The organism is Bradyrhizobium sp. 157 (assembly GCF_023073815.1).
Lineage (GTDB): Bacteria > Pseudomonadota > Alphaproteobacteria > Rhizobiales > Xanthobacteraceae > Bradyrhizobium.
Genome location: NZ_JADPKF010000038.1, coordinates 124,771 through 138,842, shown reverse-complemented (window position 1 = coordinate 138,842; position 14,072 = coordinate 124,771). Strand labels below are relative to the sequence as shown.

The following is a 14,072-nucleotide window of genomic DNA, read 5'->3' as shown; positions in this document are numbered from 1 at the left end:
CGACAAGCTTGTCGCTGCTCAGTGCGCCAGGATGGCCAGCAGCAACAGCGCCACGATATTGGTGATCTTGATCATCGGGTTGACGGCGGGACCCGCCGTATCCTTGTAGGGATCGCCGACGGTGTCACCGGTCACGGCGGCCTTGTGGGCGTCCGATCCCTTGCCGCCGAAATGGCCGTCCTCGATGTACTTCTTGGCGTTGTCCCAGGCGCCGCCGCCCGAGGTCATCGAGATCGCCACGAACAGGCCGGTGACGATCACGCCGAGCAGCATGGCGCCGACCGCGGAGAACGCCGCCGACTTGCCGGCCGCGCCGCCGCCCGCGATCGCGTAGATCGCGAAGTAGACGAAGATCGGCGACAGCACCGGCAGCAGCGACGGAATGATCATTTCCTTGATCGCAGCCTTGGTGAGCAGATCGACCGCCTTGCCGTAATCCGGCTTGTCGGTGCCCTGCATGATGCCGGGCTTCTCGCGGAACTGACGCCGCACTTCCTCGACGATCGCGCCGGCCGCACGGCCGACCGCGGTCATGCCCATTGCACCGAACAGATACGGCAGCAGGCCGCCGAACAGCAGGCCGACCACCACGTAAGGGTTGTTGAGCGAGAAGTCGGGCAGCACACCCTGGAAATACGGATGCTTGGCAGAGTTGGCGATGAAGAACTTGAGATCTTCATTGTAGGCCGCGAACAGCACCAGCGCGCCGAGACCGGCGGAGCCGATCGCGTAGCCCTTGGTGACCGCCTTGGTGGTGTTGCCGACCGCATCCAGCGCGTCGGTCGACTTGCGGACTTCCTTCGGAAGGCCGGCCATTTCGGCGATGCCGCCGGCGTTGTCGGTGACCGGACCGAAAGCGTCGAGGGCCACGATCATGCCGGCCAGCGCGAGCATCGTCGTGGTCGCAATCGCGATGCCGAACAGGCCGGCAAGGCTATAGGTGATGAGGATGCCGGCGATGATCACGATCGCGGGCATCGCGGTCGATTCCATCGAGATCGCCAGACCCTGGATCACGTTGGTGCCATGACCGGTGACCGAGGACGACGCGATCGACTTCACCGGGCGATAATCGGTACCGGTATAGTATTCGGTGATCCAGATGATCAGGCCGGTGACGGCGAGGCCGACGACCCCGCATTGGAACAGCGCCAGGCCCGTGTACTTCACGCCCGCCAGTTCGCCGAAACCGATCAGCCAGTGGATGACGGCTGCGACGCCGAGCAGCGACAGCACGCCGGTCGCGATCAGGCCCTTGTACAGCGCCCCCATGATCGACTGGCTGGCGCCGAGCTTGACGAAGAAGGTGCCGATGATCGACGTGATGATGCAGACGCCGCCGATGGCGAGCGGCAGCGTCATCATCGGCACCAACAGCGGCGAAGTCGCGAAGAAGATCGCAGCCAGCACCATGGTGGCGACCGCGGTCACCGCATAGGTCTCGAACAGGTCGGCCGCCATGCCGGCGCAGTCGCCGACGTTGTCGCCGACGTTATCGGCGATGGTCGCTGGGTTGCGCGGATCATCCTCCGGAATACCGGCTTCGACCTTGCCGACCAGGTCGCCGCCGACGTCGGCGCCCTTGGTGAAGATGCCGCCGCCGAGACGGGCGAAGATCGAGATCAGTGAGGCGCCGAAGCCGAGCGCGACCAGCGCGTCAACCACGACACGGTCGTTGGCCTTCAGGCCCATGAACTGCGTGAGATAGGCGAAGTAGATGGTGACGCCGAGCAACGCCAGACCCGCCACCAGAAGACCGGTGATCGCACCCGCCTTGAAGGCCAGTTCGAGGCCGCCGGCCAGCGAAGTGGTCGCCGCCTGCGCGGTGCGCACGTTGGCGCGAACCGAGACGTTCATGCCGATGAAGCCGGCGGCGCCCGACAGCACCGCGCCGATCAGGAAGCCGATCGCAACCAGCATGCCGAGGAAGTAGGCGAGCAGCGCGAAAATCACGACGCCGACCATCGCGATCGTCATGTACTGGCGGCGCAGATAGGCCTGCGCGCCCTCGGCAACCGCCGCTGCGATTTCCTGCATTCGCGGATTGCCGGCGTCCGATTTCAGAACGGAAGATGTGGCCCAGATGGCGTAGACAATCGAAAGCGCTCCGCAGAGCACAATCACCCACAATGCTGTCATTGAATTTGCCTCAGTTTTTTGTTCGTTCCACCCCCGCGCCGTCGCCGCGGTCGCGGCGGACGCATAAAAAGGAGGCCTTCCCTGCCCAGAAGGGCGGCCTCAAATCGGGCGGGACCATGCCAAAATCGCCCCTCCGGCGCAATGTCGCGGAGGACGAAAACCGTCGATTTCTGAAAGGAATCACCCGGAATACGTCCAGCCAACTGGCGCCCGGGGCATCGGGCATTAGGCCCGTCCCAAATACAAGAGCCCGCTCAACCCCGGGAGGGATCGAGCGGGCTCACTAGCCATTCCAGTACATCCGTGAAACGACCGTTTCGAGGCCTTAGACCAGCGACAGGTTTTCCGCGCTTACCTTGCCCCGCATCTTGTCGGTCTTGAGTTCGAACTGAACCTTCTGACCTTCGGCCAGCCCGCCAAGGCCGGCGCGCTCGACGGCGGAGATGTGCACGAACACATCCTTGCTGCCATCGCTCGGCTCAATGAAACCGAAACCCTTTTGACCGTTGAACCACTTCACCGTTCCTGTAGCCATTTTCTCTTCTCCAAAGCACATAGGCTTTTCATTCCACGCGGCGATCGCGCAGATTCAAAAATCCAATCTCGACGATGTCTCTGGAAGAAGCCCCTTAAGGAGCGCGTTCAAACAGGCACGGCGCTAATCGAATGCGCCACAACCTATAGGTTTTCAGCGAAATTGCAATGGCCGGCCGGAAATAAAGCCGACGGCATGATGCGACGCCTTCAAAAATGGCTGTAGGATAGCCGTTCCAGCGCGATTTCATTGCCCTCTTTGTCGACGAACTTCGGAACTGAACTTCCCGCGACGATCGTTCCGATGGAACTAGGCGCAACCCCTGCGCGCTGCGCGGCAGCTTCGAAGGCTTCAACACGCTCTTCCGGAATCGTGCAGAGGATTTCGTAGTCGTCGCCACCGGTGATCAATGTCTCCAGTCCGACAATGCTGCGCGACACCAACCCCCGCGCTGCGCCGGACAACGGCACCCGCTCCAGATCAACCACAGCGGATACGCCCGACACGCTGCAGAGCTTTGCCAGATCGCCCGCCAAGCCATCCGATATATCCATTGAAGCACTGGCGTATTCGCGGACGATCTCGGCCATCGCTACGCGCGGCTGCGGGACGCGATAGCGCCCGACCAGCATCTCCCGCGCGGCTGTATCGGCGGCGGCATGCACTTTCCCGCCGCGGAGGATGGCCAGCCCCAGCGTGGCATCGCCGATCGTGCCTGTCACCATCACGCGCTCGCCGGGTTTGGCGCCGCTGCGATGGACCATTTTGCCCGACGGCACGCGGCCGAATGCGCTCACCGAGACCATCAGCGGCCCCGGTGTCGACACCGTATCGCCGCCGAGCAGCGGACATGCGAACTGCCTGATGTCCTCGCCCAGCGCCGCGGCGAACGGCTTTAGCCAGGCCTCATCCGCGCTGCGCAACGCCAACGTCAGCACGAAGCCGGCCGGCGTCGCGCCCTTCGCGGCGAGATCGCTGAGGTTCACTCGCAGTGCCTTACGTGCGACCGCATCGGGAGGATCATCGGGCAGGAAATGCACGCCCTCGACAATGGTATCCGTCGTCACCACGATGTCATCGCCGGACGGCTTGAGCGCCGCAGCGTCGTCGTCGAGACGGAAGGCGCCGGGGTCGGTTGCAAGCGGCCGGAAATAGCGCGCGATCAGCCAGTCCTCGCCGGACACTGGTTTGCCGCTAGCCACGCGTGAACTCGTCGGCGCGGAACTGGCGCGCGATCTGGTCGAGTACGGCGTTCACCATCCCGGTCTCGTCCTTTTCGACGAAGGCGTGCGCGACGTCGACATATTCGGATACGACCACCCGGCCCGGCACGTCCTTGCGATGCTCGAGCTCGTAGGAGCCGGCGCGCAGCACCGCGCGCAAGATCGCGTCGATCCGCTTCAACGGCCAGCCCTTCTGCAGCGCGTCGTCGATCAGAGGATCGAGCCTCGCCTGGTCGCGGACTACGCCCGACACCACGTCGCGGAAAAACGCCGCTTCCGCCGGCAAGTATTTCTCGCCCTCGACCTCATTGCCAAGCCAGTGGCTTTCGAACTCGGCGAAGATGTCGTTGATGCCCGCCCCCGCGATGTCCATCTGATACAGCGCCTGCACGGCGGCGAGCCGCGCCGCGCCACGGCGGTTGGCTTTCTTGTCGGGAACTTTGGCGGACTTCTTCTCTGCCATCGTTAAGCCTTTGCCAGCCGGCGTTTGATCCGCAGCATCGCCAGCGCCGCGCGCGCGGCGTCGCCGCCCTTGTTCAACTCGCTGGCGCGCGCCCTCGCCCAGGCCTGCGCCTCGGTATTGACGGTAATGATGCCGTTGCCGAGCGGAACCTTTCGCGCGACCGCAAGGTCCATCAGGGCGCGGGAGGATTCGATCGAGACGATCTCGAAATGGATGGTGTCGCCGCGCACCACACAGCCGAGCGCAATCGCCGCGTCATAGGGCTTGCCGTTGCGGTCGGCGGCATCGAGCGCGATCGCGATCGCGGCCGGAATCTCCAAGGCGCCGGGCACAGTGATGACGTCATGCGTCACGCCGGCAGCCTTCAATTCGGCGACGGCGCCTTCCAGCAGCGCGTCCTGGATGTCATCATAAAACCGCGCCTCGACGATCAGTGCGCGCGCGCCTGTGATGTCGGTCTGGTCCTTCAGCGGTGCGCGCCGTGCGTCTGCCATCAACTATCTTCCGTCTTGCTCGATCCTCATCCTGAGGAGCGGCCTCCTGGCCGCGTCTCGAAGGGGGGTTACTGCCGGGCCTCATGGTTCGAGACGGCGCAAGTGCGCCTCCTCACCACGAGGGGTTGGGCCGGCGTTTTAAGCGCCGTATGCCACCCTGTCACTTCATTTCCGACAGCCGCGCCGCATAGCGCGCCATCAGATCGACCTCGATGTTGACCTCGCTGCCTGCTGCCCAGCCGCCAAGCGTGGTGACGCTGAGCGTGTGCGGGATAATCAGCACCGAAAATGTGACATCCTCGACCGTATTCACCGTCAGCGACACGCCATCCAGCGTCACCGAACCTTTGGCGGCGATGAAACGGGCCAGCTCGCGCGTGGTGCGCAGTTCAAACCGGGCCATATCGGGCAGATCGTCGCGCCGGACGATGGTGGCGATGCCGTCGGCGTGGCCGGCAACGATATGACCGCCGAGTTCGTCGCCGATCTTCAGCGCCCGCTCCAGATTGAGTCTGGTTCCTTTGGTCCAATGCTTTGCCGTGGTCATGCCGAGCGTCTCGGCGGCGGCATCGACGTCGAACCAGGTCTTGCCGCCTTCGACGCCGGAAGCCACCACCGTCAGGCAGACGCCGTTGCAGGCAATCGAGGCGCCGTCGGCAATGGTCGTCTGATCGTAGCGGCAGGCGATTCGCATGCGGTGCAACTGCCCCTGCGCCGTTGGCGTCAAGGCGACAATTTCGCCGATGTCGGTGACAATTCCGGTGAACATTAGGCGGGCTCGTAAACAGTCAGGATATCTTTACCGAGTGGTTCGCTAGCACGTGTCTTGAACGCGGACGACCCGGTGAGAGTCGACAGCGGCAATGCGTCCAGCGCAGGAATGCCGTCAGCGCCTACCTTATCAGGGCCGCGCAGCAGCCAGATTTCATCAACCAGGCCGCTCGCGACGAAGGATGACGCTACACGCGATCCGCCCTCCACCATCAGCCTTGTGATGCCCTTGTCGGACAGCGCGTGCAGCACCGCTGATAGATCCAGCCACGGCGGCTGCGCGGTAGCGGCAACGCGCATCACCTGCGCGCCGGCCGCGCCGAGTTTCACGGCCGCCGGCGCCTCGGCAAAATCCGAGGTCATCACCCAGAGCGGCGTCTGCCGCGCGGACTGAACGAGCTTGCTGGTGCCGGGTAGCCGCAGCGCACGATCCAGCACCACCCGCACCGGCGACCGCGCTTCCATGCCCGGCAGGCGGCAGGTCAGATGCGGATCGTCCGCCAGCACGGTGCCGATCCCGACCAGGATGGCGTCGCATTGCGCGCGCAGCAGATGCACCCGCGTCTTCGCGCCCTCGCCCGTAATCGCAACAGGCTTGTGGCCGGCGGCAGCGATCTTGTCGTCTGCGGAAACCGCGAGTTTCAGGATCACATGCGGGCGCTTGTTGCGGATGCGGCGAAAATGGCCGGCGTGATCGCGCGCGGCTTCCTGAGCGCCGAGCCCGACATCGACCGCGATCCCGGCCGCGCGGAGTTTTGCATGCCCCTGCCCGGCCACCTCCGGATTCGGATCCTCGATCGCTGACACCACGCGCGCAATGCCGGAAGCGATCACGGCATCGACGCAAGGCGGCGATTTGCCGAAATGCGAACAGGGCTCCAGCGTGACATATATCGTCGCGCCCCGCGCCGCCTCGCCGGCACGCTTTAGCGCCTCCGGCTCGGCATGAGGCCGCCCGCCCGGTTGCGTCCAGCCGCGCCCGACGATGACGCCGTCTTTCACCACGACCGCGCCAACCGCCGGATTCGGCCAAGTGCGCCCCAATCCCCGCCGGCCGAGCGACAGCGCAAGCTGCATGAAGCGCTGGTCCGCCGCTTTGGACTCCCTAATCTTCTGCCCGTACTGGTCTTCCAGGATGCGGAAGATCATTTGCGCAACGTGGCGATCCGCGCTTCGTCCTCGCCTGAGAGCTCGCCGAGCACGGCCTCAAAATCCTTGGCCTCGCGGAAGTTGCGGTAGACGGAGGCGAAGCGCACATAGGCGACATCGTCGAGCTGGCGCAGATGCTCCATCACGATCTCGCCGATTGCCTCTGAGGACACTTCCGCCTCGCCGCCGCTTTCGAGCTCGCGCACGATCGCCGACACCATCTTCTCGACCCTTTCAGGATCGACCGGGCGTTTACGCAGACTGATTTGCAGCGAGCGCACCAGCTTGTCGCGGTCGAACGGCACGCGGCGGCCGTTGCGCTTGATCACGGTCAGTTCGCGCAACTGCACCCGCTCGAAGGTGGTGAAACGGAAGTTGCAGGCGATGCACACCCGCCGCCGCCGGATCACAGCCGAATCCTCAGTCGGACGCGAATCCTTCACCTGCGTATCGAGACTGTTGCAGCTGGGACAACGCATCCAACGGGACCTTTGATTAGCGAGACCTTACTAATAGATCGGGAAGCGGTCGGTGAGTGCCTTCACGCGTTCCTTGATCGCGGCTTCGACCAGCGGCGCCTTGCCGTCAGCCGATTGCGCCAGCGCGTTGAGCACTTCGGCGATCATGCCGCCGACCTGCTTGAATTCGGCCACGCCGAAGCCGCGCGTGGTCGCCGCCGGCGTGCCGAGACGCAGGCCCGAGGTGACGAACGGCTTTTCGGGGTCGAACGGAATGCCGTTCTTGTTGCAGGTGATCGCGGCGCGCACCAGCGCCTTCTCGGACGCGTTGCCCTTCAGGCCTTTGGGCCGGAGGTCGACCAGCATCAGGTGGTTGTCGGTGCCGCCGGAGACGATGTCGAGGCCATGGCCGCGCAGCGTTTCCGCCAGCGCCTTGGCATTCTCGACCACGTTCTTCGCGTAGACCTTGAAGTCCGGACGCAGCGCCTCGCCGAACGCCACCGCCTTGGCGGCGATGACATGCATCAGCGGGCCGCCCTGCAGGCCCGGGAAGATCGCCGAATTCAGCTTCTTGGCGAGCGCCTCGTCGTTGCAGAGGATCAGGCCGCCGCGCGGGCCGCGCAGCGATTTGTGCGTCGTCGTGGTGGTGACGTGGGCGTGCGGCACCGGCGAGGCATGGACGCCGCCGGCAACGAGGCCGGCGAAATGCGCCATGTCGACCAGGAGATAGGCGCCGACGCTGTCAGCGATCTCGCGGAAGCGCTTGAAGTCCCAGGCGCGCGAATAGGCCGATCCGCCTGCGATGATCAGCTTGGGGCGGACCTGCTCAGCCTGCTTCGCCACCTCGTCCATGTCGATGATTTGGTCGTCGCGCCGCACCGTGTAATGCGCGGCCTTGAACCATTTGCCGGACATGTTCACGGGTGAACCATGGGTGAGATGGCCACCGGCAGCGAGGTCGAGCCCCATAAAGGTGTCGCCCGGCTGCAGCAGCGCCAGAAACGCCGCCTGGTTCATCTGGCTGCCGGAGTTCGGCTGCACGTTGGCAAACTGCGCGCCGAACAGTTTCTTGGCGCGCTCGATCGCCAGCGTCTCGGCGACGTCGACCCATTCGCAACCGCCATAGTAACGCGCGCCCGGATAACCTTCCGCGTATTTGTTGGTCATCACCGAACCCTGCGCTTCCAGCACGGCCCGGCTGACGATGTTTTCCGAGGCGATCAGCTCGATCTCGTGCCGCTGACGGCCGAGTTCGCCCTTGATCGCGGCAGCGATTTCCGGGTCGGCCTCCGCGAGCGTGGCCGTGAAGAACGAGTCGGGCGCGGAGGCGGTCTTGGCGCTGGAGGGCGATGAGGTCATTGGCGAAATATCTCCACCGCCGCAGGCCCTTAGGGGTGAAGCGGGCGGGTCTGGTGTGGCGGTCGAAAGAAGCGCCTGCGAGATACCACATCGGCCGGAATTGGCCAAGCACTTGCGGTACAGGGCTGATATTTATGCAAGATATGGTGGGGATGAAGGGGGCGCCCCGTTGTCCCGGGCGCGGTGCAGCGCCCCTTGGCGGTGCACCGCAGAGCCGGGACCCCAATCCGTCGTCATTCCGGGGCGATGCGAAGCATCGAACCCGGAATCTCGAGATTCTCAGGGGCGCAAGGGGCGCCCCATAGTTCACTTCGCGCCCCGGAATGACGGACGCCCCCTCACGCAAACCGGTATGGCCCACCCTTCGCGACCGAGCGCTGGAACGCCGGACGGGCATGCATGCGTTCCAGCCAGGCCGCCAGGTTCCGATATGGCCCGAGCCTGTCGAACACTTTTGCCATTTCGCCGACAAAGCTCATCTGGATGTCGGCACCGGTCAGCGACGCCCCGACGAAGAACTCCCGCCCGTTCAGCGCGCGGTCGATATAGCCAAGGTGGTTCGCCAGTTCGCTGTCGATGCGCGGATGCAGCGGCGCGCCCGCCTCTTTCAGCCGGCCGACATAGAGGTTGAGCATCAGCGGTAACATCGCGGAGCCTTCGGAATAGTGCAGCCACTCGTTGTAGGCTTCGTAGTGTGCACTGCCCGGCGCCGGCATCATCGCGGGCTTGTCTTTTCCTTGGCCGTAGCGGCGGATGATGTAATCGACGATGGCGCCGGATTCGGCGATGGTCATGTCACCGTCCGTGATGACCGGCGATTTGCCGAGCGGATGAACCTGTTTCAACTCCGGCGGCGCCAACCGCGTCTCGGCGTTGCGCTGATAACGCTTCAGCTCATAGGGCGTGCCGACCTCCTCCAGCAGCCACAAAATTCGCTGCGAGCGGGAGTCGTTGAGATGATGGACGGTGAGCATGGGCTTCCTTTGGTTGCTATTGCGTGGCGCGCGGCTTGTTTGAACGTGTCATTGCGATCGAAGCGACTTCCGCAGCTTTAGCGAAGGCGGAAGCAATCCATAGCGCCGCGTGGGGATAGATGGATTGCTTCGCTGCGCTCGCAATGACGTGGAAATAGCGACGCAGCACAAGATCGTCATCCCCGCGAAGGGCCGGGGATCCAGTACGCTGCGGCTTATCGGCTCAATCACTGCTGTCTCTGGGATACTGGATCGTCCGCCTTCGCGGATGATGACAACTGAGTATGCGTTCGCGATCTCGCGACGCATGGCGTCCGAGGTTTGCTCAACTTCCCGCCCTCTTATTCAGAGGGCGCAGGGAAGACCGGGTGCTTGCTGCACCCGCGGTCTCGTGTGCGATTTGCGCAAACAAAAGTGCACACGAGCATACAGGTACAGCGGGAGCATCCCGGCCTTCCCTGCGCAATGGCTTTACGGCTTACTTCGTGCTCTTCCCGGTGAACGGCTTTCTTGCCACCGTCGCCACGCGGAAAACTTCCACGTAACTTAACGCCAGCACCGCGGCGCCAGAACCACACGACTTCGCCGTACGCATCCTGCGCCTACGTCTTGCGCATTCCGCGTCCACCACATCTCACCGCACGTTCGTGACGATCGCGATCTGCCCCTCAATTGGGTGAGACGCACGGTATATGTGACTGATTTGCTTCCCAGTGAAAGCGGAGAATTTTTGCAAGAGTGGCTGGACACAACATCTAGCTGATTTGCCTGTCGGGCCGCGCGAGACCTTTGCCTGCCGCGGCGTGAACCAGATCACATGCCGCCGTTTTGACCGAGCCTATAACCCATCCGGGGCTGACAGATGGATTTCCAAGCATGGAAAGCTCACTCCCACCGAAAGAGCGTCAGGCTAATTCGCGACGCTAGCTGACAACGGCCTTCCTGATCTACCGTACGATGGTCGTCGGTCTTCTGGGATTTTTCGTGATCTTTCCGAATTTCGCCAATGAAACAGAGGCCGAAACCGCGCGCACTGCAACGGCAACGAAACCGGTGCGATACGAAGGCGTGATCGCCAACTGGAACCGCTATCGCGAAGGACGCTAGAGCGGACGCGCGGTAATTCGAACCGGCTCAATCGAGAAGCAGGCGGCCGGCAGGCTCAGTGCGATCGCTTCCGCCCTTGACGACGACGATCTCGCCGCTGGCCGGCGAGACGCCGGTGAGCGCCAGAATATTCGCGCCGTGGGTCACAATGAGGAGGTTTCCGCGCGACGTCCATTTGGCGATGCGCGCGCGGGCGCCGGCCGTTAGCGCCTCTCGTTGATCGCGCAGCACCACGACATTGCCGAACGTCGCGTCGGTCTCGACCGTCCCGAGGTCCAGCAATTTGGCGGTGTCGACGCATCGGCACCACGGCGAACTCAGGATCGTTTCAAACGCAATCCCTTCCCGCTTGAGCCGCGCACCGATCTTCTCGGCGTCCGTCCTCCCCTTGGCGCTCAGGTTGCGCTGGGTGGCACAATCTTCAACGCGGAAGCCGGGCGGATCGCCAAAGCCCCCCGGCGCATCGGCATGCCGCATCAGCGCGACATGCCCGCCGGCGCGCAGCGCCTTCCAGGCATTGGCGGCTTCATCGGCGGTGGCGATCTCCGCCGAACCGAACAAACCGAGGAGGAGCGCGACGATGGCAAACCGAATGCAGGAAAACCGAATGCAGGACATGGCAAGCGACCTTGCTAGAAATACGCAATCAGGCGCCCCGCGCAGATGACGCCGAGCCACAGCAGGATCGATAGCAGTGCAGTCACCTTGGCTGCGCCGGACGCCTTGTCGCCCCAGCGCCCAACATGGCGCCACGGGACGGCATGCGCGATCACGACGTTGATCAGCGCCGCACCGATCAAAAGCAGCTTGGCCTGGAACGCGGGATTTTTCACGACATGCGAAGCATCGGCGCTGAACAGCAGAAAGCCCATGCTGATCGCGAGCACAAAGCCTGCACGCGACACCGGCAACAGCAACTGCGCCATCGGTTGAATGGCAATCGTGCGCCCGAGCCCCAGCAGCCTCAAATCGAGCGCCAGGATCGATCCGACCAGGATGACGAAGCCGATAATGTGCAGAATCTCGACCGCGGGATAGAGCGCAGGCGAAGAGCGCATCGCATGGCCCAGCGCGCTTTCCTGTAAGCCCAGGAATATCGATGCGGCCGGCTGGTGTTCCACTTGCGGCTTACCGCAATTCGATGCGCTTGCCGTCGAGCACGATATATTCGATCCGCGCCTCGTCCGGCTTGCTGGTGTGCGGATAGCCGAACACGGTGCAGGTCTTACCGGCTGCGATCAGCTCACGCGTCGCGCCACGCGCCAGCATACGCGACGGCGGCGCCAGGATGAAGTGCCAGTGCTTGCCGTCGACCACCATCTCGATCTCGCAATGCGGATTCTCGAAGGTCGATTTCAGGATCTTGCCGGTGACGGTGAACGATTTTGACGTGTCGTAGCCGCCCCAGCCGTGATGAGCGATGGCGGAAGCCGGCACAAGGCTGGCTGCCAGCGACAGAAACAAACGACGCGTGAGTGAGGTCATGGCGAGCCTCCTTGGAGCTGCGGCCCGTGCCCTAATGAGTTTCCCATTCCTTTTTCCAGAATGCCTCATTGGGCATTGTGCCGGCTGGATCATACGAGAATTCCGGCTTAACGCGATTGAGGAAGTACATGTTCACCAGGCCTTTGTGTTTCACCTCCACGGCGCCGCGGGGCTCCGTCTCGAAGCGCCCCTTGATGTGCTGGAAGGTAGCCTCGGAAATCGTGATGCGGCCTGGAACTCCGGCGGCCTCGACACGCTCCGCCACATTCACGGTGTTTCCCCAGATATCATAGGTGAATTTGTGCTTGCCCACCACGCCGGCGATCACCGGTCCGGTGTTGATCCCGATTCTTGCCATCCAAGCAGGAAGATGCAGCTTTTCCCGCTGCCGGTTCAGCTTGGCCAGGTGATCCATGATCTGCAGCGCGCACAGCGCAGCGTCCATCGCGTGCGAGCGGCTGGGCTCCGGCACGCCGCCGACTGCGAGATAGGCGTCGCCGATCGTCTTGAGTTTTTCAAGGCGATATTTTGCGATGATGTCGTCGAACCTGGTGAAGTGCTGGTCGAGTTGGTCGATGACGCTCGCCGGCTCCATCGTTTCGACGATGCGGGTGAACCCGGTGAAATCGATGAAGATGACACTAGCGGAATCGAAGAAGCGCGGCTTGACGCGCTGGTTCGCCTTGAGCTCAGCCGCGATAGATGGCGGCAGGATGTTCAGGAGCAGCCGCTCCGATTCACCTTTCTCGGTCACTGCTCGATCGCGCGCCAGCTCCAACTGGCGCAGCATCTCGTTGCGCTCAATCAATTGCCGACGCAATTCCAGGTGCACCATCGTTTGCCGTGATAGCCGCCGTAAGGCTTCCCGCTGCTCGAAACTGAGTTCGCGCGACTTGAAGTCAACCACGCACAACGTGCCCAAGGCATAGCCATCCTGGGTGATGAGCGGGACACCGCAATAAAAGCGGAGTTTCAAACCGGTCGTCACCAGTGGGCTGGTGTTAAATCGTTCATCGCTTAGGAGGTCGGGAACGTAGAGAAGATCGTTGTTGCAGATTGTGACATTGCAAACCGAAATTTCCCTCGGGCATTCGGAAAGGTCTGCCGGAAGACCATATTTCGCTTTGATCCATTGGCGCGATGGGTCGATGAAGCTGACCAGAGCAGCCGGGCAGTCGCAAATCTGCGCCGCCAGTTCGGTGATTTCGTCGAAGCCAATTTCCGGAAGCGTGTCGAGGACGGCGTAGCTTGTCAGCGCTTCAAGCCGTTCAGGCTCATTGGCTGGAATAGCTACGTCCATGACAAGCCCTCGCGCCACATAAGATCCGGAAATCTAGGGCGGAGCGTACATGGCAGGCAAGGTCCTTCTCGGTCGGACCCTGCTCCAGCACCTTTGGCGCCGGTCAGGTGTGCCCTGAAGACGGCGCCAGCACCTTACAATCCCGTATACCCCGCCTTCACCGGATCGTTGCTGCCGTCGAGCTGGCGCAGATAGGTGAGCCCGCACACCGTTAGCCGGTGCGGATCCTTCTCGCCCGCCTCGACCAGCGTGGTGAGATAGGCCGTTACCTTGGCGCGCGCCTCGTCGCTGGCAGCGGCGCTGCAGTTCAGAAGCAGGTCATAGGTCTGCATGATCCGTTCGATCGCGGCTTCCATGGATTTCTCCTGAGTTGCGTGATGCGGGTGATCGTCAGGCCAATACGCCTGCTTCGAATCTGGCGATCGCCTTGTTGGCCAGCCTCAGCCTATTGAATTCGCCACGCTGGAACAGCTTCATGATAATTGCGAGCAGCCGCTCGTCGGTGACGAGGCTATCGGCAATCGCGCCGCTCTTGCGAAGGTAGTTTGAGGCAATCGCGTAGGCATCGCCCACCACCTCAAAATTCAGGACCTGAATTCCGCGTTCGACCAGCAT

Annotated in this window: 17 protein-coding genes; 1 reads left to right on the top strand and 16 read right to left on the bottom strand. The window is 63.0% G+C overall.

The window, feature by feature from the left end:
• Nucleotides 1-18: 18 nt before the first annotated feature.
• From IVA95_RS09160 to IVA95_RS09115, 10 genes are all read right to left on the bottom strand, one after another.
• Complete coding sequence (locus IVA95_RS09160) at nt 19-2,139, bottom strand: sodium-translocating pyrophosphatase (protein ID WP_247510212.1); 2,121 nt, start codon at nt 2,137-2,139, stop codon at nt 19-21.
• Between the two features lie 325 nt (nt 2,140-2,464).
• Nucleotides 2,465-2,674 carry a cold-shock protein gene (locus IVA95_RS09155; protein ID WP_028345703.1) on the bottom strand — a complete coding sequence of 70 codons (210 nt, stop codon included), beginning with the start codon at nt 2,672-2,674 and terminating at the stop codon, nt 2,465-2,467.
• A 209-nt stretch (nt 2,675-2,883) separates the two neighbouring features.
• Entirely contained in the window at nt 2,884-3,876 is a 993-nt protein-coding gene (thiL, locus tag IVA95_RS09150; RefSeq protein ID WP_247510211.1) for a thiamine-phosphate kinase, read from the bottom strand.
• A complete protein-coding gene (gene nusB / locus IVA95_RS09145; RefSeq protein WP_247510210.1) occupies nt 3,869-4,360 on the bottom strand; it encodes a transcription antitermination factor NusB in 492 nt (163 codons plus the stop codon). The genes thiL and nusB overlap by 8 nt, the downstream gene beginning before the upstream one ends.
• A 2-nt stretch (nt 4,361-4,362) precedes the next feature.
• Nucleotides 4,363-4,854, bottom strand: a complete 492-nt coding sequence (gene ribH, locus IVA95_RS09140; protein ID WP_213255539.1) for a 6,7-dimethyl-8-ribityllumazine synthase — start codon at nt 4,852-4,854, stop codon at nt 4,363-4,365.
• Nucleotides 4,855-5,014: 160 nt separating this feature from the next.
• Nucleotides 5,015-5,623 carry a riboflavin synthase gene (locus IVA95_RS09135; protein WP_247510209.1) on the bottom strand — a complete coding sequence of 203 codons (609 nt, stop codon included), beginning with the start codon at nt 5,621-5,623 and terminating at the stop codon, nt 5,015-5,017.
• Nucleotides 5,623-6,774: a bifunctional diaminohydroxyphosphoribosylaminopyrimidine deaminase/5-amino-6-(5-phosphoribosylamino)uracil reductase RibD gene (gene ribD / locus IVA95_RS09130; RefSeq protein WP_247510208.1), complete on the bottom strand. Its 1,152-nt coding sequence runs from the start codon at nt 6,772-6,774 to the stop codon at nt 5,623-5,625. The genes IVA95_RS09135 and ribD overlap by 1 nt, the downstream gene beginning before the upstream one ends.
• Nucleotides 6,771-7,253 (bottom strand): transcriptional regulator NrdR, encoded by a 483-nt coding sequence (gene nrdR / locus IVA95_RS09125; RefSeq protein ID WP_171581976.1) that lies wholly within the window; start codon nt 7,251-7,253, stop codon nt 6,771-6,773. Before nrdR ends, ribD begins: the two co-directional genes overlap by 4 nt.
• A gap of 30 nt (nt 7,254-7,283) precedes the next feature.
• On the bottom strand, nt 7,284-8,591 hold the full coding sequence (gene glyA, locus IVA95_RS09120; protein WP_247510207.1) for a serine hydroxymethyltransferase: 1,308 nt from the start codon (nt 8,589-8,591) through the stop codon (nt 7,284-7,286).
• A gap of 338 nt (nt 8,592-8,929) precedes the next feature.
• Nucleotides 8,930-9,565 (bottom strand): glutathione S-transferase, encoded by a 636-nt coding sequence (locus IVA95_RS09115; RefSeq protein ID WP_247510206.1) that lies wholly within the window; start codon nt 9,563-9,565, stop codon nt 8,930-8,932.
• Nucleotides 9,566-10,522: 957 nt separating this feature from the next.
• On the opposite strand from IVA95_RS09115, the gene IVA95_RS09110 reads away from it, so the two are divergent.
• The gene (locus IVA95_RS09110) at nt 10,523-10,672 is read left to right on the top strand and encodes a hypothetical protein (protein WP_247510205.1); all 150 of its coding nucleotides are present in this window, start codon (nt 10,523-10,525) and stop codon (nt 10,670-10,672) included.
• Between the two features lie 27 nt (nt 10,673-10,699).
• On the opposite strand, the gene IVA95_RS09105 is transcribed toward IVA95_RS09110, so the two are convergent.
• The 6 genes from IVA95_RS09105 to IVA95_RS09080 all read right to left on the bottom strand — a co-directional run bounded on the left by IVA95_RS09105 (nt 10,700) and on the right by IVA95_RS09080 (nt 14,072).
• Nucleotides 10,700-11,290: a histidine phosphatase family protein gene (locus tag IVA95_RS09105; RefSeq protein WP_247510204.1), complete on the bottom strand. Its 591-nt coding sequence runs from the start codon at nt 11,288-11,290 to the stop codon at nt 10,700-10,702.
• A gap of 14 nt (nt 11,291-11,304) precedes the next feature.
• Nucleotides 11,305-11,793, bottom strand: a complete 489-nt coding sequence (locus IVA95_RS09100) for a DUF6644 family protein (protein WP_247510203.1) — start codon at nt 11,791-11,793, stop codon at nt 11,305-11,307.
• A 7-nt stretch (nt 11,794-11,800) separates the two neighbouring features.
• Nucleotides 11,801-12,157, bottom strand: a complete 357-nt coding sequence (locus tag IVA95_RS09095) for a DUF6152 family protein (protein WP_213251965.1) — start codon at nt 12,155-12,157, stop codon at nt 11,801-11,803.
• Nucleotides 12,158-12,188: 31 nt separating this feature from the next.
• On the bottom strand, nt 12,189-13,457 hold the full coding sequence (locus tag IVA95_RS09090) for an adenylate/guanylate cyclase domain-containing protein (RefSeq protein WP_247510202.1): 1,269 nt from the start codon (nt 13,455-13,457) through the stop codon (nt 12,189-12,191).
• A gap of 134 nt (nt 13,458-13,591) precedes the next feature.
• Complete coding sequence (locus IVA95_RS09085; RefSeq protein WP_065729053.1) at nt 13,592-13,813, bottom strand: hypothetical protein; 222 nt, start codon at nt 13,811-13,813, stop codon at nt 13,592-13,594.
• 34 nt (nt 13,814-13,847) lie between these two features.
• Nucleotides 13,848-14,072 carry a hypothetical protein gene (locus tag IVA95_RS09080; RefSeq protein ID WP_247510201.1) on the bottom strand — a complete coding sequence of 75 codons (225 nt, stop codon included), beginning with the start codon at nt 14,070-14,072 and terminating at the stop codon, nt 13,848-13,850.